Annotated in this window: 18 protein-coding genes and 1 tRNA gene; 17 read left to right on the top strand and 2 right to left on the bottom strand. The window is 46.1% G+C overall.

Going from position 1 to position 24,455, the window contains the following annotated elements:
- Positions 1 to 190 precede the first annotated feature (190 nt).
- From leuB to zapA, 11 genes are all read left to right on the top strand, one after another.
- Complete coding sequence (gene leuB, locus MKX30_RS14115; protein WP_023987762.1) at positions 191 to 1,267, top strand: 3-isopropylmalate dehydrogenase; 1,077 nt, start codon at positions 191 to 193, stop codon at positions 1,265 to 1,267.
- 322 nt (positions 1,268 to 1,589) lie between these two features.
- Positions 1,590 to 2,129: a peroxiredoxin gene (locus MKX30_RS14110; protein ID WP_023987763.1), complete on the top strand. Its 540-nt coding sequence runs from the start codon at positions 1,590 to 1,592 to the stop codon at positions 2,127 to 2,129.
- Positions 2,130 to 2,389: 260 nt separating this feature from the next.
- Positions 2,390 to 2,806, top strand: a complete 417-nt coding sequence (locus MKX30_RS14105; RefSeq protein ID WP_013309391.1) for a hypothetical protein — start codon at positions 2,390 to 2,392, stop codon at positions 2,804 to 2,806.
- Between the two features lie 337 nt (positions 2,807 to 3,143).
- Positions 3,144 to 4,247 carry an ATP-binding protein gene (locus tag MKX30_RS14100; protein WP_023987764.1) on the top strand — a complete coding sequence of 368 codons (1,104 nt, stop codon included), beginning with the start codon at positions 3,144 to 3,146 and terminating at the stop codon, positions 4,245 to 4,247.
- A gap of 341 nt (positions 4,248 to 4,588) precedes the next feature.
- Entirely contained in the window at positions 4,589 to 6,730 is a 2,142-nt protein-coding gene (locus MKX30_RS14095) for a bifunctional diguanylate cyclase/phosphodiesterase (RefSeq protein ID WP_341062922.1), read from the top strand.
- Positions 6,731 to 6,837: 107 nt separating this feature from the next.
- Positions 6,838 to 6,908: transfer RNA gene (locus MKX30_RS14090), tRNA-Gly, on the top strand.
- A gap of 271 nt (positions 6,909 to 7,179) precedes the next feature.
- Entirely contained in the window at positions 7,180 to 8,220 is a 1,041-nt protein-coding gene (locus MKX30_RS14085) for a polysaccharide lyase family 1 protein (protein ID WP_053325021.1), read from the top strand.
- 367 nt (positions 8,221 to 8,587) lie between these two features.
- Positions 8,588 to 10,438 (top strand): ribosomal protection-like ABC-F family protein, encoded by a 1,851-nt coding sequence (gene abc-f / locus MKX30_RS14080; protein WP_053325022.1) that lies wholly within the window; start codon positions 8,588 to 8,590, stop codon positions 10,436 to 10,438.
- Between the two features lie 450 nt (positions 10,439 to 10,888).
- On the top strand, positions 10,889 to 11,920 hold the full coding sequence (pheS, locus tag MKX30_RS14075) for a phenylalanine--tRNA ligase subunit alpha (RefSeq protein ID WP_269321413.1): 1,032 nt from the start codon (positions 10,889 to 10,891) through the stop codon (positions 11,918 to 11,920).
- Positions 11,921 to 11,948: 28 nt separating this feature from the next.
- Positions 11,949 to 14,396, top strand: a complete 2,448-nt coding sequence (gene pheT / locus MKX30_RS14070) for a phenylalanine--tRNA ligase subunit beta (RefSeq protein ID WP_341062921.1) — start codon at positions 11,949 to 11,951, stop codon at positions 14,394 to 14,396.
- A gap of 209 nt (positions 14,397 to 14,605) precedes the next feature.
- Complete coding sequence (gene zapA / locus MKX30_RS14065; RefSeq protein ID WP_341062920.1) at positions 14,606 to 16,630, top strand: cell division protein ZapA; 2,025 nt, start codon at positions 14,606 to 14,608, stop codon at positions 16,628 to 16,630.
- 151 nt (positions 16,631 to 16,781) lie between these two features.
- Here the strand turns inward: zapA and MKX30_RS14060 are convergent, their stop codons facing one another.
- Complete coding sequence (locus tag MKX30_RS14060) at positions 16,782 to 17,141, bottom strand: phage holin family protein (protein ID WP_023987773.1); 360 nt, start codon at positions 17,139 to 17,141, stop codon at positions 16,782 to 16,784.
- Between the two features lie 152 nt (positions 17,142 to 17,293).
- Here MKX30_RS14060 and MKX30_RS14055 point away from each other — a divergent pair, with 152 nt between their 5' ends.
- From MKX30_RS14055 to MKX30_RS14040, 4 genes are all read left to right on the top strand, one after another.
- Positions 17,294 to 19,663 carry an endonuclease MutS2 gene (locus MKX30_RS14055; RefSeq protein ID WP_023987774.1) on the top strand — a complete coding sequence of 790 codons (2,370 nt, stop codon included), beginning with the start codon at positions 17,294 to 17,296 and terminating at the stop codon, positions 19,661 to 19,663.
- A gap of 58 nt (positions 19,664 to 19,721) precedes the next feature.
- Positions 19,722 to 20,135, top strand: a complete 414-nt coding sequence (locus tag MKX30_RS14050; protein WP_013309402.1) for a DUF350 domain-containing protein — start codon at positions 19,722 to 19,724, stop codon at positions 20,133 to 20,135.
- A 54-nt stretch (positions 20,136 to 20,189) separates the two neighbouring features.
- Positions 20,190 to 20,897 carry a hypothetical protein gene (locus MKX30_RS14045; RefSeq protein WP_023987776.1) on the top strand — a complete coding sequence of 236 codons (708 nt, stop codon included), beginning with the start codon at positions 20,190 to 20,192 and terminating at the stop codon, positions 20,895 to 20,897.
- 116 nt (positions 20,898 to 21,013) lie between these two features.
- A complete protein-coding gene (locus MKX30_RS14040; RefSeq protein ID WP_023987777.1) occupies positions 21,014 to 22,267 on the top strand; it encodes an MFS transporter in 1,254 nt (417 codons plus the stop codon).
- Positions 22,268 to 22,338: 71 nt separating this feature from the next.
- Here MKX30_RS14040 and MKX30_RS14035 read toward each other — a convergent pair whose 3' ends face one another.
- On the bottom strand, positions 22,339 to 23,577 hold the full coding sequence (locus MKX30_RS14035) for an NAD(P)/FAD-dependent oxidoreductase (protein ID WP_028542960.1): 1,239 nt from the start codon (positions 23,575 to 23,577) through the stop codon (positions 22,339 to 22,341).
- Positions 23,578 to 23,690: 113 nt separating this feature from the next.
- On the opposite strand from MKX30_RS14035, the gene MKX30_RS14030 reads away from it, so the two are divergent.
- Positions 23,691 to 23,927, top strand: coding sequence for a hypothetical protein (locus tag MKX30_RS14030; protein WP_013309406.1), 237 nt, complete (start codon positions 23,691 to 23,693; stop codon positions 23,925 to 23,927).
- 34 nt (positions 23,928 to 23,961) lie between these two features.
- Positions 23,962 to 24,348 (top strand): spore coat protein, encoded by a 387-nt coding sequence (locus MKX30_RS14025; RefSeq protein ID WP_013309407.1) that lies wholly within the window; start codon positions 23,962 to 23,964, stop codon positions 24,346 to 24,348.
- Positions 24,349 to 24,455: the final 107 nt, after the last annotated feature.

Raw genomic sequence — 24,455 nt, 5'->3', positions numbered from 1 at the left:
AAGAGTTGGATATATACAGGATCGGGTGTTTCCGGTCCTGTTTTCTTTTTCTCTGATGAAAAAACAAGCTTATAGGCTGTGCCTATTGAATTGATAGATTCTATATCTTGGTCAAAGCCCTGCCATGTATGTTACAAAGAAGGTATGAAAAATACAGTTGTATAGCTGTATAACAAGAGGAGTGTACGTGATGGCAGACGTTAAAAAGATTGCGGTAATAGCGGGAGATGGAATTGGACCGGAAGTGGTCGCAGAGGCAGAAAAAATTTTGAAACGTACGGAAGAAGTGTTCGGCCTTTCATTTGAAACGGAGCATGCGCTGTTCGGCGGGATTGCGATTGATAAGAAGGGCACACCATTGCCAGAAGAAACACTGGCAGTATGTCAAACTGCAGATGCCGTTCTGCTGGGAGCGGTAGGAGGACCACAATGGGACAACAATCCAAAGGAACTTCGTCCTGAAACTGGACTGCTGGGCATTCGTAAAGAGCTCGGTCTGTTTTCGAATCTTCGTCCTGCTGTCGTCTTTGACTGTCTCAAGGACGCATCTACATTGAAACCGGAAGTGTTGGAAGGAACGGACCTGATCGTGGTGCGCGAACTGACGGGCGGCATTTATTTCGGCGAGAAGTTCAGACGAGAAAGTCCTCAAGGTGAGGAAGCAGTTGATACTTGTGCATATAATGTAACGGAAGTAGAGCGTATTGTGCGCCAATCTTTCGAAATTGCACAAAAACGTCGCAAAAAACTTGCATCGGTGGATAAGGCTAATGTACTGGAAACCTCCCGTTTATGGCGTGAAGTAGTTAACCGGGTTGCTGTAGACTACCCGGATGTCGAGTTGGAGCATGTATTGGTCGATAACTGTGCCATGCAATTGCTGCGTCGTCCATCTAGCTTTGACGTCATCGTGACGGAAAATATGTTTGGTGACATTCTCAGTGATGAAGCGGCTATGCTGACCGGATCCATCGGCATGCTCTCCTCCGCATCACTTGGACAAGGCAGCTTCGGCCTATACGAGCCGGTACATGGATCGGCGCCTGACATTGCAGGTCAAGGACTGGCGAATCCCATTGCAACGATTTTGTCCGTTGCTTTGATGTTCCGTCTCACCTTCGGGTACGAGAAGGCAGCTGATGCCATTGAGAAAGCGGTAGCTGAGGTACTGGATGCAGGGCACCGTACGGCGGATATTGCGGTGGATAAATCTCAAGCGATCTCGACAACTCAAATGGGCGATCTGATCGCAGCAGCTATTCGTTAAAAGCTTTGTAAATGTACCCGTTCTGAAAAAAAAGCTTCCTATTATATAGTAAGGTTATACAGTACAGCCTTTTCTGCAGATGTTTAGCACAGTAGCTCCTGAGCAATCAGGAGCTACTTGTATATTCGAAAGTTCAAAATGTGAATAAGTTGTGAATTTTCGAGCTAGTTTAAAATAATTATAAAAAAGTAATGGTTACAATATTGACTTTGATTTCAGCGAATGATAACATTTATCAAGTAAGTTGTTCATTACAATACAGATGATTGAGGAAAGCACATTCGGTGTTTTTCTTACATATTTTAAAGGAGGATTTCATATTATGGCAGAAAGATTGGTAGGAAGACCCGCCCCTGATTTTGCATTGGAAACAGTGACTGGAGACGGTCAAGAATTTGGTTCGGTGAAGCTTTCCGATTACCGTGGCAAGTGGCTCGTATTTTTCTTCTATCCACTGGATTTCACTTTTGTGTGCCCTACGGAAATTACAGCATTGAGCGATGCTGCTGACCAATTCAAAGAGCTGGATACTGAAATTCTGGGTATCAGTGTAGACTCCGTGCACAGCCACAAAGCATGGATTAACACAGCTAAAGAAAACAACGGTCTGGGCAAACTGAACTTCCCATTGGCTTCTGACATCACGAAAAAAACAGCAAGCGATTATGGTGTTCTGATCGAAGAAGAAGGCGTTGCATTGCGCGGTTTGTTCATCATTGATCCAGAAGGCGAATTGAAATATCAAGTGGTTAACCACAACGACGTAGGCCGCAGTGTGGAAGAAACTTTGCGTGTACTGCAAGCTTTGCAATCCGGTGGCTTGTGCCCAATGAACTGGAAACCAGGCGATCAAAATCTGTAATATAAGCTTCACAAGTTGAAATTAAACAAGCAAGCCCCCAACTAGCGGTTACTCTTCCGTTATTGGGGGCTTGCTTGCCTGCTCTGTGCAGCGGAAGATGTGAGGATAGCCTGTTTGAATGAGACAATACAGAGTGAAGTAACAAATAATTATGGAAATGTTGTTGTGTTCTGGAGGAATTTTGCCTGATGAAAGCGAATAAGGTATTGTAGAAGATAAACAAGGCAGAACAGGTTTTGTTCAGAGGAGGCTGAGCCCGGATGAGTTATTGCTGTGGAGCAAGCATGGTAGGAACCAAGGGAACGCTGAAGCATTACCGCACCCAAGTTCATAATGTTCCTTTGCTGTTTTGCCCGGTATGTCGTCGCATTGAAGTTCATTATAAAGTCGAAAATGAGTATGAAATTTTGGCTGAATATGCACATGGAGATGGGGCAACCGAGATTGATTTTCAGGATTATGTCATGGAAGACGATGATACGATATTTGAAAATTGTGTGAATCGTGAAAGTGAAGATGCGTTTGAAATTGTGAAGCGTCAAATTGACATATCCCTGGATTTATTGATGGTAGCCAAACAGATGAATGATGAAAAATGGCAGGGAGAGCTTAAGAGAAGACTGGCCGTTATGAGCCAAAGACGATCCCGGCTTCAACATAATAAGAGCGGCAGTTGACATCCTACACACCAAAGAAGCTCTCAATTCTGGAGAGCTTCTTTGGTGTGTAGGGCGCTTGTTCCTAACGTAATCTTTCATTTTGGTAATGTTGCGCAGATATTATGACGAAAGAAAACAGGATAAAAATGTGGATTCGACACTTTTTCCGATTGACTGCGATCCTTAATCTTGTCTATCATAAAATAAGACTCGAATTGGAAACAGATGGTCGGATTTCTGTGAAACTGTTTTCTACACCATTGAAGGGTAGTCGATAGATGCCTTTCTCTTCTTCAAGATTATTACGCGTCCGATACGGCCAGTTTGTCATTCCGAAACAAGGGGGAAGCCTGGCATGATCAGTGAATTCCAAGAAGCCTTGCTTGATACCGTGGGAGCTTGTCCTTCCACACAGATCGCCAATAACAAGTATGAAAATGTGCTGGAGAACCTGGATAGTGGTATCATGCTGTTTGACAGTGACGGGGTACTGACCTTTATTAACGTGCAAATGGCGAAATTGCTGGAGCTACCACGGAGTTCGCTAGCAGGTCGCAATTTGATGCAAATTTTGCATCATCCTGAGTTAAGTCGGTTTAAGAAGAAGAAAATCATGCGGATTTATAAAGAAACTATCTTTCATAGAAAGCGCTATCATGAGTTGATTGATGAGTATGGTCGGCATTGGTTGATAACAGTGACCTACGGTGATCAGATGGATGGCGATTTTTTGTTTAGCGTCAAGGATGTGTCGGATTATAAGCAGATTGAGCAGACGGCGTATCAAAACGATAAGCTGGCGATGCTGGGACGCATCTCTGCCTCTATCGCCCATGAAATCCGTAACCCGCTTACCGCAATCCGGGGCTTTATTCAATTGCTTCGACCGCATTTGGTGGAGTTGGGCAGGGATGAGTATGCTCGGATTATATTAACAGAGATTGATCGTGCGAACGACATTATTTATGAGTTCTTAAATTCGTCCAAGCCTTCGGCTCCGCAAAAAACGGCTGTATCTGTGATGGGTCTGCTGAAAGAGGTAGTGATGCTGACAGAAAGCGAAGCATTGATGAAGGGTTGCCAGATTGCATTGGACGAAAATGATGAGCTCATGAAGGTTTCCATTGACGTGAAGCAGATTAAGCAGGTTATCCTCAATATGATTAAAAATGCGATGGATGCCATTGAAAGCATCGGTGGGGAACGAGAGGGCTGCATCGATATCCATACAGTGCTTGAGGGCAATTATGTTCACATTTGTATTGAAGATAACGGATTAGGTATGGATCACAATACATTGGCGCGTTTATTTGATCCTTTTTTTACAACAAAAGAAAGTGGAACCGGATTGGGACTGGCTGTGAGCTATCGAATTATCAAAAATCACGGAGGCTTCATACATGTAGACAGTAAACATGGAAGTGGCACACAATTTAAAATTACGCTTCCTGTAGTTTAATATGGGGAGGTTTTCGCAGAGGGGTCCTGTACATACTATTTCTTTTATGTTGTGCAGCGTTGGGGTATAGGTATCACCTTTTTGGAAAAGGTTGTCTGAAGCGCATAATCTGACAAGATGATGCGCTTTTTTGGTGCTGTAAGCTCGGTTATTTGCGTAAATGCGAAAATGAATTCACGAATTTAAGACAAAAAAATGATTCACCTTTCACAGATTAAATGCTATTATATACCAGAATACAACATTATTTTTGATACTATAGACTTAAACAACGGCTTCCAAAGCTGTCAAACGTCTTAGATGATCGGAATCTCCGATATGCAGGGGGCTGAAGAGGCTGAATGAGTATACGGCTGGAAGTAAAAAAAACGATAGGTATCGGCATTGCTTCGATAGTTTTGTTTGTCTTGGTTCAGTTATTTCACGTAACTTTGAATAAGATATACTCCCATAATGTTTTTTTCTTGTTATATCCGATTGTAGGATTTGCCTGTGCTGCGATTTGTTTTTGTATTTTTTATCAATCCTGGTCCGTTTTACTGGAACAGTTATCTTTGCAGAGGCTTCTTATTGCCCCGACGTTTTTGGTGGCTGGTCTGCTTTACCTTGTTCATATTGTTTCGTTTAGTTTCGTAAGCCTGACGGACTTTGCTTTGTCTCCGGGCATTTCGTTATGGCTGCTGTTTGTAAATCGTGCCTTTACCGCTGTCTTGCTCTTATGTGTTTGTTTCCTCCCGTTTAGCAAGACGAAGTCTGAATACAAAACAGTGGCTTTGTGGGCGGGGATAGGCTGCACTTTGCTGATTCTAGGAGTTATTAAGACATTTGGTGCAGGCTTACCAGATCTACGTATACGATACGAAATAGGCAACCTGGGCTGGACGTTAAATCTGGCTGTGATGTTACTGCTTGTGCTCACTTTTATTTTCGGGGTGAGAAAATATCGGAAAGCCCGCCCGGCAGAGTTGGGCATGTTGCTTATTATTCGTGGGATTGGGCTGTGTGTTGTGAGTCAGTTGTTCTATTTATTTGCTGAGCAAATGAGCGATATTAATCACCTTCTGGGACTTTTGACCAACGCGATAGCATTTTATAATATGTTGAGCGGGCTGGTTCGGTTGATGGTTCTGGTTCCTTATCGTGAAAAGCAGGCAGCAGAATCTGAGTTTAATCACATTGCTTATAATGATGATATAACAGGACTCCCCAATCGTCGTCGCCTTTCCCAACGCTTAGATAAAATATTGTGCAAATCATTAAAATCGGATGAGACAATAGCGCTTTTAGTGCTAAATATTGATCGTTTCAAGGCGATTAATGATTCGCTTGGACATATGGCAGGGAATTATTTGCTGTATGCAGTAGGCGAACGCTTGGGGCATTTTAGCCATGAAGGGGAAGCTGTCTTTAGCATGGGCGGAGATGAATTTGCCTTTCTTCTAACGGGATACGAAGATACAGATGCTATGAGAAATCGTATTGATGATATGGTGAAGCTGTTCGATCAGCCTTTCGATATTGATGGAGAGTCTTATCATGTGACGGTGAGCGTTGGTATAGCTTTATACCCGTTGGATGCGAATCAGAGTGAACAGCTTATTCAGCAGGCGGATACGGCTGTCCATAGTGCCAAAGAGCAGGGAGTGAATTTTCAGCGGTATGCCAGCGCGATGCAGATGCGAGCGCATGAAAGACTCCAGCTGGAAAATGATCTGCGGCGAGCACTTGAAAATGAGGAATTTTCATTGGTGTATCAACCACGTGTCCACCTGCAAAGTGGTGAGCTCACGAGTTTGGAGGCGCTGGTGCGCTGGAATCATCCTCATCGTGGGATGGTGATGCCGGGCGATTTTATTCCGGTGGCTGAAGAAAGTGGTTTAATTGTGCCCTTGGGAGAATGGGTGTTACGGGAGGCTTGTCTGCAAAATAAGCAGTGGCAGGAGCTCGGGTACCCACCAATCCCGATTTCGGTCAATTTATCCATGCGCCAATTTCAGCAAAAAAAGCTGGTGGATGTAATTCGGGGCATTTTGACCTATACGGAACTTGAAGCACGCTATCTAGAGCTGGAGATTACCGAAAGTATGACCTTTGATAAGGATCGGGCCTTTGAACAGTTGAAAAAAATAAAGGCTATTGGTGTCGCAATCAGTATTGATGATTTTGGAACTGGCTATAGCTCATTGCATTATTTGAAGAATCTCCCGATAGATCGTCTAAAAATTGACCGTTCCTTTGTAAATGAGGTACTGGTCGACAGCAAAAATGCGGCAATTGTATCTACTATTGCTTCCATGGCTCACCATTTGAAGCTGAAGGTTACGGCTGAAGGGGTGGAAAATGAGGAGCAACTTCATTTTTTGCAGGCACAGGATTGTCATGAGGGTCAGGGATATTACTTTAGTCGCCCCATTCCGGCAGAAGTCTTTGAAAAATTGTTTTTACGTAAACCTATGAATTGGCTGGCTCAGGATAGTTTGTAGTATGCTTGCGTTTTGCTGAAAGGTAAGTTATACTAAATAACATCCTGATTCAGCTGCTTGACGATAGATTGAGCGTGTCATACATAAGAATCGAGATGTTATAAAATGCGGGTGTAGTTCAATGGTAGAACTTCAGCCTTCCAAGCTGATAGCGTGGGTTCGATTCCCATCACCCGCTTACTGTTTTAAGAAGTTCGGAACCCTTGTGACGCAAGGGTTTTTGTTTTGTTTGGAGCTGGATAAATACATTATAGCCGGGGTGCCAACGGGGTATCACGGCTTTTTTGCGTTCTTACGAACTATTTTTACATTGCTGCACAAAATAAAATATAAAATATTTAGCTTATATGCTATAAATAAACAGATAAAAAGAACTATTTACCAATTACTAAAAAATAAGTATAGTCGCATTGTTGGGATTTAACTAAAAAAAGGATGGTGTAGCTGCAATGAGGAAATTTTCTTTTCTGTTTTTAGCATTAACTTTGCTGCTGTTTACTTTTCCAGCAAGTTCTACGTTCGCCGCTGCTGATTTTCCAGATACGTCGACGAATGGAATGACTGGTTTTGCCGGACAGGCTAAAAGTGAAAATGGAACTACGAAGTCTGCCACAACGGGGGGAAAAGGTGGTCAGGTCATCTATATCAATAATCTAAACGATTTGAAAAACCAGTTAGGGGATTCAACTCCTAAAATTCTGGTAATCGAAAAAAATATTTCTGCCTCCTCTAAAACCGTGGTCAACATTGGTTCCAACAAGTCACTCATTGGTTCTTACGCGCAAAACAAGCTGGTTAACATTCATTTGAAAACAACAAATAATTCGGGAAATGTGATCTTTCAAAATTTAACTTTTGAGCACAGTTCCAACATTAACGGTAACGATGACATCCAACTTTATCTTACGGCAGGTACAAATTATTGGATTGATCATGTTACATTTGCAGGTCACAATTATAATGCGAATGGCTCGGATCTGGACAAACTTTTGTACATAGGTCAATCGGCTGATTATGTAACCATTAGTAACTCCAAATTTGCCAATCATAAATATGGTCTCATTTTGGGATACCCTGATGATGGCAATAAAAATTATGATGGTATGCCCCATATCACGATCGCTAATAATTACTTTGAAAACTTGCTTGTACGTGGCCCAGGACTTATGAGATATGGATATTTCCATGTTAAAAATAATTATATTAATAATTTCCAGCTTGCTTACACCATTGCTACGAATGCAAGAATCTATTCTGAGTACAACTACTTTGGAAAAGGTAGTGAAAAGGGCGGTATTCTTGATGATAAAGCCAATGGCGAGTTTAAAGATGTGGGGAGTTTACCCGCCATCAACAACCAAAAATCGCGTGTAACCAACTGGAACCCAAGCAAAAACTATAGCTATCAGGTACAGACTCCTGAATATACTAAAGAGTTTGTAACGAAATATGCAGGTTCGTCCAATACAACTTTGGTATTCGGAAAATAACGCGGGTTATTTGCAAATGTGTTGTGATCTGCTATACTGACTGCAAGTAAGTATCCCATGAAAAGGAAGGTAACCATACGTCCGATGAAGTAAGCACACTGATTTTCCCACTTAACTGCACAGTTACTGGCAGGCGGCTGTAAGCTGCAACGGGAGAAGTGTGTCTGAAAATGAATGTAGGGACGTATGCGTTTATTCCGGAACGGGATTTGGTTTATTCGTTTGCGGTGTTATTTTTCATAAGCGTATGTTCTGAAACGATTCATAACAGTCATTCTATATTCCTTGTATGCAAGCCGCAGCCTTCTGCGGCTTTTTTTATTGCTTCCGGGATCAAAAAACCGGACTGGGAAAGGATGATCGTGGTATGAGAACAATTTTGCGTATTCGCAATGTAGTAAAGGATTGGAACGGGACATCTTTATTTGAGAATGTGTCGCTGGATGTGATGGAAGGAGAACGGCTTGCACTGTTTGGAAGAAATGGAGCAGGTAAAACGACGCTATTGCGAATATTGCTGGGAGATGAGGCACCAACCTCTGGTCAAGTAGAGCATGATTTGCCACTGGAAGAGCGGGGCTGGCTGAAGCAGCAGGATACGGTGGCTTGGTCTCGAACCGCACTGGAGGCCGCACAGCAGGCCAGCCCTCGGCATTGGCGTCTCAAGCAAGCGTTGGGACAGCTGGAAGCTGACCTAGCCGATGCTGGGAAGGATATGGAGCATCATCTGGAGCGTTACGGCGAGCTAATGGATGAATACGAACGCCTGCAAGGCTTTGCCTGGGAGTCTGAGGTGGAAAAGGCGCTCACTCGAATGGGAATGCCTGTCCAGACGTGGTCCATTGCTTATGGTGACCTGAGTGGCGGCCAGAAGACGAGAGTGCGATTGGCCGGACTCATGGTCAGGCAGCCGAAGCTGCTGGTGTTGGATGAGCCGACCAACCATTTGGATGCCGAAAGCTTGCTTTGGCTGGAGCAGTGGCTGTCTACGTATCCGGGAACGCTGCTGTTTGTATCGCATGACAGAGCCTTTTTGGATCGGGTGGCTACGAGTATAGTTGAGCTCACATCGACAGGTATTGGGCGCTATAAAGGCGGCTATAAGGAATATAAAGCGCAAAAGGAGCGGGAACTGCGAGAGCAGGAAGCCAGCTATCGAAAGCAGGAGCTGGCGAAACAGGCGTTGGAGGAAACGATTCGAAATTACAGGGAATGGTTTCATCAGGCGCATCGTGGCGCATCCAAGGTTGAGATGGCCGTTACGCAGAGCTTTTATAAGGCCAAGGCTAAAAAAAATATTTCCCGTTATCATGCGAAGGAGAAGGAACTGGAGCGACTGGAAGCCAATAGAGTAGAGCAACCGCGTGAGGCTGCGTCTTTGCACATGAAATTAAGTGACAGCGGGTTTCAGGCAAAATATTTGCTGCGTGCTGAGCAGGTTGACTTTAGCTACGACGACCGTATCATTGTGAAAAATCTAAATCTGATCGTTGCACGTGGAGACCGTCTGTCTGTTCGGGGGCCCAATGGAATTGGTAAAACCACGCTGCTTCGGTTATTAACAGGTCAACTGGAGCCGCAGACGGGAAAAATCACAGCCAACCCACAGTTGAACATCGGATATTTTTCACAGGAGTTGGAGCAGCTTCCGGAGGATCAAACGTTGCTGGACAGTCTGCTTGCGCTCCCGACGATGACCCAAACAGAAGCGAGAACGGTATTAGGCTGCTTTCTTTTTGCGAAAGAGGACGTGTTTAAAAGGATCGGGACACTTAGTATGGGAGAAAAATGCAGGGTAGCTTTTCTGCGTCTGTACTTTAGTGGAGCCAATCTGCTGGTGCTGGATGAACCGACGAATTATTTTGACATTGAAACCCGTGAAATTGTAGAGGATTCTTTGCGTAACTATGATGGAGCACTGGTGCTCGTCTCACATGATCGGGAGCTGGTGAGGTACACGGCAACTCGGTTACTCGATATGAAGCCGGGGGGCGGATATGAAATCTATGAGGGGACAGCCGACGAAAAGCAAGAAGATGAGCGGAGCCGTCAACGGGAGCCAGAAGACCAGGAGCGGCGTGAGGAACGTCTTCGATTACAATTGCGTCTTACAGAGTTGATGGGAATGACGGGCACGAATGACGAAAATGAGAAGTTGTTGAGCGAAATCAGGCGCATTCGTGCAAATCTGGAACGGTTGGATGATCTAGATATCTAAAGAAATGAAACGTATGCCCTGCTTGCCAAAGCGCGGTAGTTTGCATATAATAATGAACAATAGTTCGAATTTTTGAAAATGTCTTGATGGAGAAGAGTAGGCAGTGTCCGATTGAACAGGGAGGAAGCGCCGTAGGATTGAGAGCGTTTCTGCAAATACTGGGCTGTTGAAGTTCGCTCCGGAGCAGTTCCTTGAACCTCAGGCGCCATGTGAATGGCGAATGTGCAAGTAGGGGATACCGGTTCACGACCGTTACAACGTGCAGAGCGAGACGATGATGCATAGCATGAACAATCACCTGTAACTAGTTGCCGTAAGGCAGGACGCCGGGTGAGCTGAGCTTATTGTCTAACGAGGGTGGTACCACGGTCTTTTCGTCCCTTACCGGGAGAAAAGACCTTTTTTTGTTGTCTGAAAAGCTGGATATGAAGAAAGGGGACTGAACAGGCGATGAGCGAAACCATCCAAATGAAGGAACATTTGCTGGCCTTGAAGGAAGAAGCACTGGAAGTATTGGAGAAGGTGGCAACACCCAAGGAGCTGGCTGATTTACGGGTCAAATATTCGGGGAAAAAGGGCGCACTGACTGAAATCTTGCGCGGTATGGGCAAGCTGAGCGCGGAAGAGCGTCCGGTTGTTGGACAGGTAGCCAATGAGGTGCGCGAGGCGATTGAAGAAGTCGTTAACCGTAAGCAGGACGAGTTCACGAAAGCAGAAACGAATGAGCGTCTGCAAGCGGAAAAGATCGACGTTACGCTGCCTGGACGCGCGTTGCCGCAAGGTGGACTGCACCCGCTCAACAAAGTGATTGAGCAAATCGAGGATATTTTTACAGGTATGGGCTATCGAGTGGCTGAAGGCCCACAGGCAGAGACGGATTATTATAACTTCGAAGCATTGAACCTGCCTAAAAATCACCCAGCACGGGATATGCAGGATTCATTTTACCTGACCGAGGATCTGTTGATGCGTACCCATACGTCACCGGTTCAGATTCGTGCGATGGAAGCGATGAAGGGCGAAACGCCTATTAAGGTTATCTGTCCGGGTACAGTTTTCCGACGTGATGATGACGATGCAACGCATTCTTTTCAATTCCACCAAATTGAAGGGCTTGTCATTGGAAAAGACATTCGTATGAGTGATTTGAAAGGAACCTTACTTCAATTTGCACGCGAAATGTTCGGAGAATCGACCGAAATCCGTTTGCGACCAAGCTTCTTTCCGTTCACAGAGCCGAGTGCTGAAGTAGACGTGACTTTTGTGAAGAAAAATGGCGAACGTGTATGGATCGAAATTTTGGGCTGTGGCATGGTCCATCCGAAAGTGCTGGAGATGGGCGGTTTTGATCCCGAGGTGTACAGCGGCTTTGCATTCGGTATGGGTGTAGAGCGGATTGCTATATTGAAATACGGTATCGACGATATTCGTCATTTTTATAACAGTGACCTGTCGTTCCTGAAACAGTTTGCGCGTCAATAAACAACTATATCAAGGGAAGTGAACCCATATGAAAGTATCATTCGAGTGGCTGTCCGAGTATGTATCGCTGGATCAGGTAAGCGCGGAGGAGCTAGCAGAGAAAATCACCCGTTCGGGTATAGAAATTGATGAGGTCGAGCAGCGCAATCAAGGGATTACTGGCGTCGTTGTCGGCTATGTTAAAAGCAAGGAAAAGCATCCAGATGCTGATAAGCTGAATGTATGTATTGTCGATGCAGGTCAAGAGGAAGATCTGCAAATCGTGTGTGGTGCCAAAAACGTGGATGCAGGTCAAAAGGTTCCTGTTGCAGTTGTAGGGGCAAAGTTGCCGGGAGATTTCCACATTAAAAAAGCCAAGCTACGCGGTGTTGTATCTATGGGCATGATCTGCTCGGCCAAAGAACTGGGCATGAATGACAAGCTGCTTCCAAAGGAATTGCAAGAAGGTATTTTGGTGCTGCCTGAGGATGCTGAAATTGGTATGCCAATTACGAAGCTGCTGGCGCTGGATGATCAGGTACTGGATTTTGATCTGACACCCAACCGTTCGGATTGCCTGAGCATGCACGGAGCAGCATATGAAGTGAGTGCGATTCTGGGACGTGACATTTCGCTGGCTGATCCGGCTAAGGATCTGGTGGAAATTAGCGATGCAGCAGCAGATCATCTGTCTGTGAAGGTAGATACTCCTGAACTGTGTACGCACTATGCGGCCCGTTATATCACAGGTGTAAAAGTGGGGGCTTCCCCGTTATGGATTCAAAACCGTCTGATGGCGGCAGGTGTTCGTCCGATCAACAACATCGTAGATATTACGAACTACGTCATGCTGGAATACGGTCAGCCGCTGCATGCTTTTGATGCGGATAAGCTAGAAAATGGAAATATTGAAGTTCGACTCGCTCGTGCCGGCGAAACATTGATTACACTTGACGATCAGGAGCGTAAGCTGGAGCCGCATATGCTGCTGATTACAGACGGTGTGAAACCAATTGCATTGGCAGGCGTGATGGGTGGAGCCAACTCCGAGGTTACGGATGCGACGGTCAGCATTGCGCTGGAATCTGCGAAGTTTGACGGCGGTACAGTTCGCAAAACATCCCGTCAACTTGGACTGCGTTCGGAAGCAAGTCTGCGTTTTGAAAAAGAGGTTGATCCAGGAGCTGTTGTGCCTGCTGTGAATCGTGCAGCTGCGCTGATTCAGCGTTATGCGGGAGGCACTGTACACCAGGGCATCGTAGAATCTGCGTCTGCAAAAGCTGAAAACCGCATTATCAAGCTGTCGCTAGATAAAATAAACCGATATTTGGGAACCGAACTGTCGCTGCTTGAGGTGAAAACGATTTTCGGTAGACTTCATTTCGGATGTGGCGACGCAGAGCAAGGGGTACTGGAAGTTGAAGTACCTACACGCCGTGGAGATATTACCATTGACGTGGACTTAATCGAAGAGGTAGCTCGTCTGTATGGTTACGACAATATCCCGACCACGCCGATTGAAGGGCCGACAACTCCGGGAGCTTTGACAGCATCGCAATCATTGCGCCGCTCCCTGCGCAGATTGCTGGCTCATGGTGGTTGGCAGGAGACGATCAGTTACTCTTTTGTACATCCGCAAAGTACGGGGTTATTTAATGCCCTGACAGAAGGTAGCCATCCGGTACGTTTGGCTATGCCTATGAGCGAAGACCGTAGTGTTTTGCGTACGAGTATCATTCCACAGATGCTGGATACAGCAGTGTACAACATGAATCGCAAGCAAGACAATCTGGCGATTTTTGAGATGGGAACGGTATTTTATACAGAGGAACAAACATTAACCCGTCAGCCGCAGGAAATTCAAGTGCTTAGTCTACTGCTGACTGGGGTACGCCGTGAAAAACAATGGAATATTGGTGCTGAAAAGGTTGATTTCTTTGATATTAAAGGCGCGCTTGAAACGGTGTTTGACTATTTCGGGTTGAGTGCCAGCATTCGTTATGTGGCTGACCAACCGCAAAGCTACCATCCGGGCCGTTCCGCTTCGGTATGGCTGGATGTGAATGGGAACTCTCAACGGATCGGTACCATTGGGCAGATTCATCCGGAGCTTCAACAATCTTATGGGCTGAATGATACGTATGTAGCGGAAATTGCGTTGCAACAGGTCGTTGAACACGCAAACTCTCATATTCAGTTCAGAGAGCTGGCTCGCTTCCCATCCGTGGAACGTGACATTGCCCTCGTGGTAAATAAAGACGTTGAGGCAGGTGAACTGCTTCGTGTTATTCACGCTGCAGGCGGAGAGCTATTGCAGGATGCGCGAGTGTTTGATGTATTTACAGGCAGTAAGCTTGGTGAAGATAAGAAGAGCGTAGCTATCTCTCTGACCTATCGTCATTGGGAACATACGTTGACGGATGAAGAGATCAATGCGGCGCATACTCCTGTCGTTACGTCTCTGGAACAAACTTTTGGAGCGGAATTGAGAAAGTAGCAGGAAATGCGGGAAGCTGTATCGAATCTTAGTGACAGAGGTTCGATACGGCTTTTTGGCCTATCATCATAGGAGCTCTCTTACTCTGATATTTACCCGCTGCGGGGAAGCCGGACTAATAAGGTTGAACGCTTCACGGAAGGCGGGTTACCATAGTACCGGACACACCTTAGAATCAACATACAGTAGTATTGAAGGAGGGCATAATTGTGACTACACCAGATCGTACTCGCGTCACTGTAGAGATCTACGGTACTTCTTATAAACTCGTCGGCAGCAATACCGATTATATGAAGCAGGTTGCCAATTACGTGGATGAGCGTATGCACAGCATTTCTCAAGCTCATTCGCGTCTGGATATGCCCCGAATTGCCGTGCTGGCTGCGGTTCATATGGCAGAGGAAGCTGTACAAATCCAGGAAATTCAGAGTCATATGAACCGCTTAGCAGCGGAACGAGCAGAGCTCCGGGGAGATCTGGCGCAACTCCAGACGGCTCTAGGGGAACAGCAGCAAAAAAATACAGATATGCATCAATCTCTTATTCAACTAAAGGAAGAAAAGGAAGCAACGCAGAAGAAGCTGATGGAAACCGAATCTGTATCAGCCAAGGAGATTGCCCAATTGAAGGCAAAGCTGGAACAGCAGGAGAAAAAAGCGGCTGAACTTGAAAATGGACAAAAACAAGCTAAACGTGAATTAGAGGAGTCTCGTCAAGAAGCTTCTCGCAAGCTGAAAGAGCAGCAGGAGGCGGCCAATGCTCGTATCCGGCAGATAGAAGAGCAGATGAAGAAGGAAGTGGCTGAAGCGGCTAAGCAGGCTGAAGCCAAGCTGTCAGCTGCAGAGAAGACTCATCAGGAGCAAAAGCGTACAGAACTGGACAAGCTGCGATCTGCTTTGCAGCAAGAGCATAGTAAGAAGGTAAGCGAATGGCAGACCAAGTGCTCCGGGCTGAATGAGCAGCTGGAGCAGGAACGTAAACAGGCTGAATTGGCGTTGAATGAAGAAAAGCTCCAGCATCAGGAAGCGCAGAAACGAGCTGATGAAGCTGCACTGGAGCAGGAGATTCGGGTTGAGGAGCTTCAGGAACAATTAGAACAAGTACAGGCAGGCAGTACAGAGCTTTCTTCTCGTCTGGGAGAGGCTCAAGAGCAAGCAAGAGTACTGAAGCAACAACAGTCCGAGCTGGAGTCTGTGCTGGAAACACAGCGACAGGTTGCGATAGAGCGAGAGCAGGCAGATACGCTTGCACGTGAAGAACTGCAAAGCCGATATGATCAATTAGAAGCTGAAGCCAAGGCTGCGCAGCAGCAGACGGCTAAGCTGGAGGAAGAACAGCGGCGGATGCAGAAGCTGCTGGAGCAAGCTCACGTATCTTCTCGCAAGATGCAAAGTGAGCTGGCTACGCTAGCTGAAAGCGAGAAGTCATGGAGGAAACTTGCAGAAGAACGCCAGTTGGCAGTTGATGAGCTGGAGCTCTCCCTGCTGGAAGCACGTGAACAGAAGGAAGCGATACAGGAGCAATTACAGCACGCAGCAGCTGAGCTCGAAGCTATTAATGATAAATTTGCTTCACAACAGCAACGGCTAGTTCAACTCGAAGCGAGAATCAAGGAGCTTTCACCTGAGCTGATTCGTGTTCAGGATGAGCTTGAAAAAGCCAAAGTCCGAGAGCAAGAGGGAGCGAAGGCGTATCAATCGCTTCAGGAGCAATATGGAAGCATGAAGAGCCGAGCTGGACAGCTGGAGCAAAATATCAAGCAGCTTCAACAGGAAGATCACGAACGGCGGAGTAAGCTGGAACATGCTGAGGAAGAATCTCTGGAGTGGCAACTTAAATACGATCAGTTGAAGGCAGAAGCGGAACGTCTGGAAGCTGAAGATGCTGCCCGTAAGGAAGAATTTGCATCTTGGGAACGCGAAATAGCGGTAACAGTTGAACAAAAGGAACAGCTTCAGGAGGAGACTCGTTTGGCGGTTGAAGCTGCCAAAACGGCGAAAGCTGAGCAGCAGTCCATAGAGCAGGAACGAATGGCCTTGCAGTCTGAATTGGACGAAGTGGGTCAAAAATATGAAATGGCGGCGCATCAGCTTCGTCTGTTACAAGTACAACAGGACGTAGATCGGGAAAATACGGAGAAGATTTCTACAGAATTACGTCAATTACAGGAAGAGTACACTAAGCTTCAAACGGAGTACAATGAATGGATTGAACTTATCGAACAGGATCAGTAGATACGGATTATAAATGTATGGCAATCCCCGGCTGCTCATCGCCGGGGATTGTTTGCTTATTGTATCCACTCAGAAGTGTTTATGACAAAAAGCTGTCCTTTGGCAGACGAAATCTGCTTCGGGACAGCTTTGCCGGGAGGGTCTACTGAAATTATTTCCCGTCTTTGCGACCGGCTTCAAACGGTGTCGATACCGGAATGAACAGGTCGATAATCCCGATAACCAATGCAGCGAGCAATGCGCCCAGAACGGAAACACTGACATTGGTCACCACATACTGAGCGATCCAGATAACCAGAGCGCTCACTAGAAAACCTACGATACCGCGTCCAAATGGAGAAACGCGTCGGCCGAACACTGCCTCGATGATGTAACCAACCAAGGCAATGACAATGGCAAGAATCAGCGCGCTCCAAAAGCCGCCTACACTAAATCCGGGAACGATCCAGCTTACGACCATCAGCACCAGAGCGGCAACGATGAAACGTACAATGTGCCCGAGAATGCTCACGGAATAACCTCCTTTGTTTTTTGAATTTACAGGGTTAGACAAAGGTTAGTGTGTGGCATGAAGAGCTTTCTTATGTGTAAAACAGAGTTGGCAAATAGCGTAAGTTTGCTGCTTTCGGTATAATATAGATATAAGTGAAAGGAGTAGTGAAGTTGGACTCTAAAATTTTCAAAACCCTTGAATATCAAAAAATTCTAAATAAACTAAGTCACTATGCCCAAACGGCAACGGGACAACAGACAGCCCTTCGACTACAGCCCAGCGATGATTTGGAGCATATCAAGAAAATGCTGAAAGGCACGGATGAGGCTTATGCTGCTGATCGCCTCAAAGGAGTGCCTTCATTTAACGGAGTAGTAGATATCACTCCGGCGGTGAAGCGTGCCCGTATTGGTGGAACGTTAAGCCCGCAGGAGTTGCTCGGCATTCGGACAACAGTTCAGGCCGCACGCCGTATACAGGTATACGTGACAAGTTTGCATGAGGAAAATCCTGTCGAAACATTGCTGTATTGGAGTGAGCAGCTTTCGGAGCAGAGAGGTTTGGAAAACTCCATTAAAGGCTGTATTGACGAGAATGCAGAGGTGCTGGATTCTGCCAGCACAGAGCTTTCTCAAATCCGTCGGGAGCTGCGCTCGGGAGAAGTGCGTATTCGTGAAAAGCTGGATTCCATGATTCGTTCTTCAACTGTATCCAAAATGCTTCAAGATCAGTTGATTACGATTCGCGGAGATCGGTTTGTGATCCCGGTTAAGGCCGAATACCGTTCTTATTTTGGCGGAATTGTTCATGATCAATCCGGGTCTGGTGCAACATTGTTTATCGAGCCTGAATCCATCGTAGCCATGAACAATAAGCTGAGGGAAACAAGGCTGAGAGAAGAGCGTGAAATTGAAGTCATTTTACAAAAGCTGACCGCACTCGTCGCAGAACAAGCAGATATGTTGCTGTATGATGTGGACATTTTGGGCAATCTTGATTTTATTTTTGCAAAAGCGCGTCTCGCCCGTGAAATGAAGGCAACCTTACCTTTAATGAATGACCGCGGATATTTGAAGCTGAAAAAGGGCAGACATCCTCTAATTCCGTTGGAGCAGGTTGTTCCCATTGATGTGGAGTTAGGCAATTCATACACCTCTATTATCGTTACCGGACCGAACACAGGGGGGAAAACCGTTACCCTGAAAACCATTGGCCTACTTAGCTTGATGGCGATGTCTGGACTGTTTGTACCTGTTGAGGATGAAAGCCAGCTATGTGTATTTGATGCAATCTATGCCGATATTGGTGACGAGCAGAGCATTGAGCAAAACTTGAGTACATTTTCCAGTCACATGACCAATATCATTAGCATCCTGAAAAATATGACGCCAAAAAGTCTTGTATTGCTTGACGAAGTGGGGGCAGGAACGGACCCCGCAGAAGGTTCGGCTCTGGCTGTATCTATTTTGGAGCATATACATGCCATGGGTTGCCGCATGGTTGCGACGACTCACTATAGTGAATTGAAGGCGTATGCCTATGAGCGCAAAGGAATTATTAATGCAAGCATGGAGTTTGATGTCGCTACATTAAGCCCGACTTACCGCCTTCTGGTCGGTGTACCCGGACGAAGTAATGCATTTGCCATTGCCGAGCGATTGGGATTGCCAGGGCGTATTTTAGACTATGCCCGTGGTGAGGTAACGGAAGAAGACCAGCGCGTTGAGCACATGATCGCGTCACTGGAGCAGAACCGTTTGACAGCTGAGCAAGAACGGGAAAAAGCGGAGCAGCTACGTAAGGAAATGGAAGCATTGCGTAGCCGTCATCAGATGGAGCTGGATAAGCTGGAGTCCCAACGGGACCGTATGCTGGAAAAAGCTGAGGACGAAGCAAGGGTTCTCGTGGATAAGGCTCGTAGTGAAGCAGAGAAAATCATTACTGATTTGCGTAAATTGGCTCAGGAAGAAGGGGCCTCGGTTAAGGAGCATAAGCTGATTGCAGCTCGCAGAGAACTGGATGAGGCTGAACCGAAACAACGCAAAAAAAGTACCGTCAAACGCCCGGCTGCTACGCGTACTCGTTCTATCATGGCTGGCGATGAAGTATCCGTCCACAGTCTAAATAAAAAAGGCCACGTGGTTGAACTGTCCGGTACCAAGGAAGCTGTGATTCAACTGGGAATCATGAAGATGAAGGTCAGTCTGGATGATCTGGAACTACTGCAACCTGCACAAACAACGACTCCAAGAGTTCAAAAACCAGTGACTGGCGTTAAGCGGACACGGGATGATAACGTACGAAGTGAACTTGATCTTCGGGGGGCGAACGTGGAGGAAGCCTTGATGGAAGTGGACCGCTTCATGGATGAAGCGTTTCTGGCCAATCTGGGTCAGGTACACATTATTCATGGTAAAGGTACGGGTGTCCTGAGAACCGGTATTCAGGAGTACCTCCGCAAGCATAAGCATGTGAAAAGCTACCGTATCGGTAATTACAATGAAGGCGGCACAGGCGTAACAGTTGCTGAATTGGAATAGCTAGGGGTTGCCGGCTTTGCCCGGGAACGCTTGGTAGAACGGGAGGGACGAAGTGAAGATGGCGATTGATGAATTGCTGTCACATCCGTTGGGGATGATGCTGGGTTATTTCTCGGTGGCGGTGCTGGAGCTAATTGTATTTTTGTCGTGTTTTGAGCTGGTAACCCGCTATAAATGCTGGGAAGAGATCAAGCGCGGCAATGTTTCGGTAGCCATGGCTACGGGAGGGAAAATGTTCGGTATTTGCAACGTACTCCGCTTTGCAATGGAAGCCAAATCCAGTGTGTATGATACGATGATTTGGTCGTTCGTTGGCTTTTTACTGCTTCTTGCGGCGTACTTTCTTTTTGAGTTTCTGACACCAGTATTTTCTATCGATCAACAGATTAAAGAGGATAATCGTGCTGTCGGCTTGTTCTCCATGATTATTTCCATATCTTTATCTTATGTGATCGGTGCCAGTGTAACTTAACACATCTTGTATACTAGAGCTTGGTATACGCTTGGAACGGAAGGATGATAAAGCTTGGAAATGACTATTTGTCCATGGTGTAACATGGAAATTATTTGGGATGAAGAATTAGGACCTGAGGAAGAATGTCCTTATTGCCATAATGATCTGAAAGGGTACTCTGACATCACCGATGATGAAGATGAGTCTGTTTCTCCACCTGTTCATAGACATGCCGGTGAGCATGGACATGAAGAGACGAAACATGATCATGTGGCTTCTGTAACCCCGGCGCCCCACTCTCATGGAAAAGAAGACCTGAAGGGTTATCGGACATTGAGTATTCAGCTCGGTGATGATGAGGAGCAGGATATTTTATATGAGGCAGATGATGAAATCGTAGTTGAAAAACCGGTTGATGCACCGTTGTTGCAGGATAATGAGCTTCATAAGTTGCCTGTGCTGCATACTTTGCAAAAATTTGAAGAAAGCGGTGCGGATCTGATGGCTTATGAACAAGGCGCTGAACAAATACTCGACAGACAAGATGAGGTTCTTGAATGTTCTCAATGTGGGGAGTACATGCTGCATGCAGGTTCGCAAACCGTAACCAGAGAAGGTTTTGAACCGTCGATGTCTCCAGCGCTTGGCAAGCCCGTTCTGGATTTGCCGTTCGTCTTGAATGTTTATGTGTGCCCTAGCTGCTTCCATGTCCAGCAGACACTGTCAGAGAATGACCGACTGCGGATGCTGGAGAAGCTCAGCGGTATTTCCAACAATTAAATAGCAATTCCCCGGATAGGCCCAAGCTCAATACGGGCATCTTAAATCGAAGAAATCTTTGAACAAGCTGGCTTGAAATAAGCTGATTGGTGATTTTTCGGTTAGGGGGAACTGCATTGAAATCAAACCTGAACGGACAATCCATTCTGCTATTAAGCTTGAATGGATTGTTTGTGTTTGCAGCAGCATTGTCAGGCACATTTCTTAACGTGTATTTGTGGAAAAGCAGGCAGGATTACGCGATGATCGGCTGGTTTAATGTTAGTCAACAAATTGCACTGGGAATTATGGTCTGGGTGGCTGGAAAGTGGGTCAAGGAACATAACAAAATGAATGCCCTACGCGTGGGGACCGCATTATCAGGCCTATTTTATCTGATCGTGTTATATACGGGACCGCAGGCTGTGAACTACATATGGCCGCTCGGGATGCTGCTGGGTGCAGCATTAGGTTTATTCTGGCTGGCGTTTAATGTGATTTTTTTCGAAGTCACGGATCAGGCAAGCCGTGATCATTTTAACGGATGGGTGGGTCTGCTGGGCTCGTTTTCTGGTATAGTGGGTCCTTGGCTGTCCGGTTGGATTATTGCCCGTATGGAGGATGACGCAGGTTATCGCGTGATATTCAGTATTTCCTTGGCCTTTTATGTCGTAGGAGTGGTGCTTAGTTTCTTTCTTCGCAAACGTAAGCCGACAGGAAATTACAATTGGAAAGAGCCCAAGCAACGATTGTCACAAAAAGGGAGTATGTGGCGTCCGTTGTCGTTATCGCTTATTGCCCAGGGCATCCGTGAAGGGGTGTTTGCCTTCCTGATTACGCTGCTCGTATATGTAGCTACTCAACAGGAATGGAAGCTGGCACAGTTTTCACTTATCACCTCGGCGGTATCATTTTTCAGCTTTTGGGCTGTCGGAAAATGGCTCAAGCCACACTATCGTTCGGCGGGTATGCTGTTGGGTGCCGTGTTGTTGGTGATCGCGTTATTACCGTTATTGTGGCGTATGGAGTATAGCACACTACTGATTATGGGGATCGGCACCGCTTTATTTATGCCTTTATATTTAATTCCCATGATTTCTGCGAGCTTTGATTTAATGGGGACGAGTAAAGGAGATGCCAATCAGAGAGTGGAACTGGTTGTACTGCGCGAACTATGCTTAATGGTAGGCCGATTGACCGGAACACTCATTTTCTTGGGTGTCCTAAGTATCAGCAAGGCTCCTACGGCGATGATCTGGTTGTTGATTGGCCTTGCATTGATGCCAGTGCTCGGATGGTTTTTTATGCGAAGTGTGCTGAAAATGGAACAAAAGACGAAGCAGAGCAAATCTCATTCCCATGCACAACGCTGGCACAAGCAAACCGAATAGTTTGAAAATACATTAAAAAAGACCTCCAGACCCAATTAGTAGGGGAAAGAGGTTCTTTTTGTATTCATATGTTAAACCATCGGTTCCGTTGTTTCAGGCGAGGGCTTGGTAGTACGGTTTAGAGAATAAAGCTCCATTTCAGGTCGGTGTGTGCCCGTCAGTTCATCAGCCAATAGCTGTGCGGCCATCATACTCGTAACCGTCCCATTTCCCCCGTAACCCTCCAAAAAATAGCAGTTTGGAAAACGTGGATGTGGACCAATATACGGCAAGCCGTCGTGAGAGGAGCCGAATACAGCCGCCCAAGCATAGTCGATCTGAAATGGAACACCCGGAAAATGCTCCTGTAGCGTTTGCAGCAGCTTTTGCTGTTGGTGTAGCAGCCTGATTTCACGTTGATGGGCGTCCAGTACAGGTTCATCCAAACCACCAATAATGATGCGTCCTTCCGGTGTTGAGCGTATGTACAGATAAGGACGAGTAGTTTCCCAAATCAGACACTGCTCATACCACAAGGGAACATCTCCGATTGGATTGGTGGCGATAGCATAAGAGCTTTCTAGAACGGCTCCGCGATCTGATTTAATCTCCTGTGTTTCATAACCCGTTGCAAAAATGATTTTTTTCGCTCGGATAATTCCACCGCTGGTATAACAAACAACTTCATTTTCATTAAATTCAAAATGCTTGGCTTCCGTATGCTCATATAAGCGTACACCGAGACGGCTGGCGGATTGCAACAGTCCTTGGGCAAACAAAAATGGATTAACCTCGGCATCTTCGTGCGTGTACAAGGCTGCTGATTTTCGAAAAGGAAATCGGGCTGCAATCTGTTGCTCATCCCAGTATTCGACGGGAAATCCAAACCGGGTTAGCTGTTTGTACTCTTCCTGAAGGATCTGCACATCCTCCGATGTACTTGCATAGTACAGGCTACTGCGGCGTATAAAGGACGGATCAATTTCCAGCGTGGTAGACAGTTTTTCCAACTGATCCAGAGCATCTTTGCACATACGGTAAAACAGTACACCGTTCGTTTCACCAAACGTATTGATGAAGGAGGTTAAGGTCTTATCATTGCTATATTGCAGCAGTCCGGTATTGGCCGAAGAACTTCCATGTACCAGCTTGCGTTTGTCAATAACCACGGTGTCTACCTGTCGTTCTCCCAATAGCCGGGAGCAGATGGACCCACCCATCCCGCCTCCGATGATCAGTACATCACAATTTAAATCCTCTGCCAAAGGCGGAAAATCCGATGTTTGCTCCAAGGTACTCGGCCAATACGTATTCCCGCTAATCAATTCCATATAAACAGCACTCCTTATAGGCAATATGTAGTATCTCTTATGTGTACATAGTATTTCGCCAAACGGACAAGATAACCAGCGTGCAACAAAACATTTAAGGAGGCACAGAGACTATGCAATCTACCAACATGCAACCCTTGACAGGCAAAGAGCTGGAGTACATCGTGGACTCCATTTCCAATGAAGAACTGCTGCTCAAGCAATGTACGGCGACAGCAGCATCCATTCAGCATCCAGCCATTCAGCAAGCTTGTCTGCAATTCGCGAGAACTCATGAGAACCACCTGAACCTGCTTTCCAATGCACTTCAACAGCACCAGCAGCTTGCTCCTATGCAACCGCAGCAGTAATTATGGATTAACCAATAAAGGAGGTAATATCACGATGTTTTCACAGAACAATACGTCATTTATGCCCGAAGAAGATTTGCTCTATACCATTCTTGCCGATATGAAACGCACGGTGGGAGAGTATACAACAGCGACAACGGAATCCAATTGTCCGTCTGTGCGTCAGATGTTCACCGACCTTACGAACGATACGCTGCGCCTACAAGGCGATTTGTATCGTCTGATGAGTCAAAACAATATGTACTCCACTTCGTCAAAAGCACTGCGCATCGATTTGGACAAACAGATTCAAGAAGCTCGCAAGACCCAACACGAATGCCAACAGTTCATTCAGCAAAAGTCGTCATCAGCGGGGGGATATGGTCAACCTATGCATCAGCAAGGGCAGCCTACTCACCAAAATAACCCTTACTATATGTAAACGGGATATTCCGTTTTTGAAGCAATTTCCCATAACAGCCGTCCGTCTGCCGGGTTTACCGGGGCGGACGGTTTTTCTTTGCAGGTTTAAAGTGCGTATTGTATGAT

Origin of the sequence: Paenibacillus sp. FSL P2-0173 (genome assembly GCF_038008045.1) — a bacterium.
GTDB lineage: Bacteria > Bacillota > Bacilli > Paenibacillales > Paenibacillaceae > Paenibacillus > Paenibacillus polymyxa_B.
This window is presented reverse-complemented; position numbering and strand designations above follow the sequence as displayed.

What these genes read in the sequence shown, in the direction of transcription:
- leuB (WP_023987762.1), top strand. Translation starts at nt 191, where the DNA reads ATGGCAGACGTTAAAAAGATTGCGGTAATAGCGGGAGATGGAATTGGA.
- MKX30_RS14110 (WP_023987763.1), top strand. Translation starts at nt 1,590, where the DNA reads ATGGCAGAAAGATTGGTAGGAAGACCCGCCCCTGATTTTGCATTGGAA.
- MKX30_RS14105 (WP_013309391.1), top strand. Translation starts at nt 2,390, where the DNA reads ATGAGTTATTGCTGTGGAGCAAGCATGGTAGGAACCAAGGGAACGCTG.
- MKX30_RS14100 (WP_023987764.1), top strand. Translation starts at nt 3,144, where the DNA reads ATGATCAGTGAATTCCAAGAAGCCTTGCTTGATACCGTGGGAGCTTGT.
- MKX30_RS14095 (WP_341062922.1), top strand. Translation starts at nt 4,589, where the DNA reads ATGAGTATACGGCTGGAAGTAAAAAAAACGATAGGTATCGGCATTGCT.
- MKX30_RS14085 (WP_053325021.1), top strand. Translation starts at nt 7,180, where the DNA reads ATGAGGAAATTTTCTTTTCTGTTTTTAGCATTAACTTTGCTGCTGTTT.
- abc-f (WP_053325022.1), top strand. Translation starts at nt 8,588, where the DNA reads ATGAGAACAATTTTGCGTATTCGCAATGTAGTAAAGGATTGGAACGGG.
- pheS (WP_269321413.1), top strand. Translation starts at nt 10,889, where the DNA reads ATGAGCGAAACCATCCAAATGAAGGAACATTTGCTGGCCTTGAAGGAA.
- pheT (WP_341062921.1), top strand. Translation starts at nt 11,949, where the DNA reads ATGAAAGTATCATTCGAGTGGCTGTCCGAGTATGTATCGCTGGATCAG.
- MKX30_RS14050 (WP_013309402.1), top strand. Translation starts at nt 19,722, where the DNA reads ATGGCGATTGATGAATTGCTGTCACATCCGTTGGGGATGATGCTGGGT.
- MKX30_RS14035 (WP_028542960.1), bottom strand. Translation starts at nt 23,577, where the DNA reads ATGGAATTGATTAGCGGGAATACGTATTGGCCGAGTACCTTGGAGCAA.
- MKX30_RS14030 (WP_013309406.1), top strand. Translation starts at nt 23,691, where the DNA reads ATGCAATCTACCAACATGCAACCCTTGACAGGCAAAGAGCTGGAGTAC.
- MKX30_RS14025 (WP_013309407.1), top strand. Translation starts at nt 23,962, where the DNA reads ATGTTTTCACAGAACAATACGTCATTTATGCCCGAAGAAGATTTGCTC.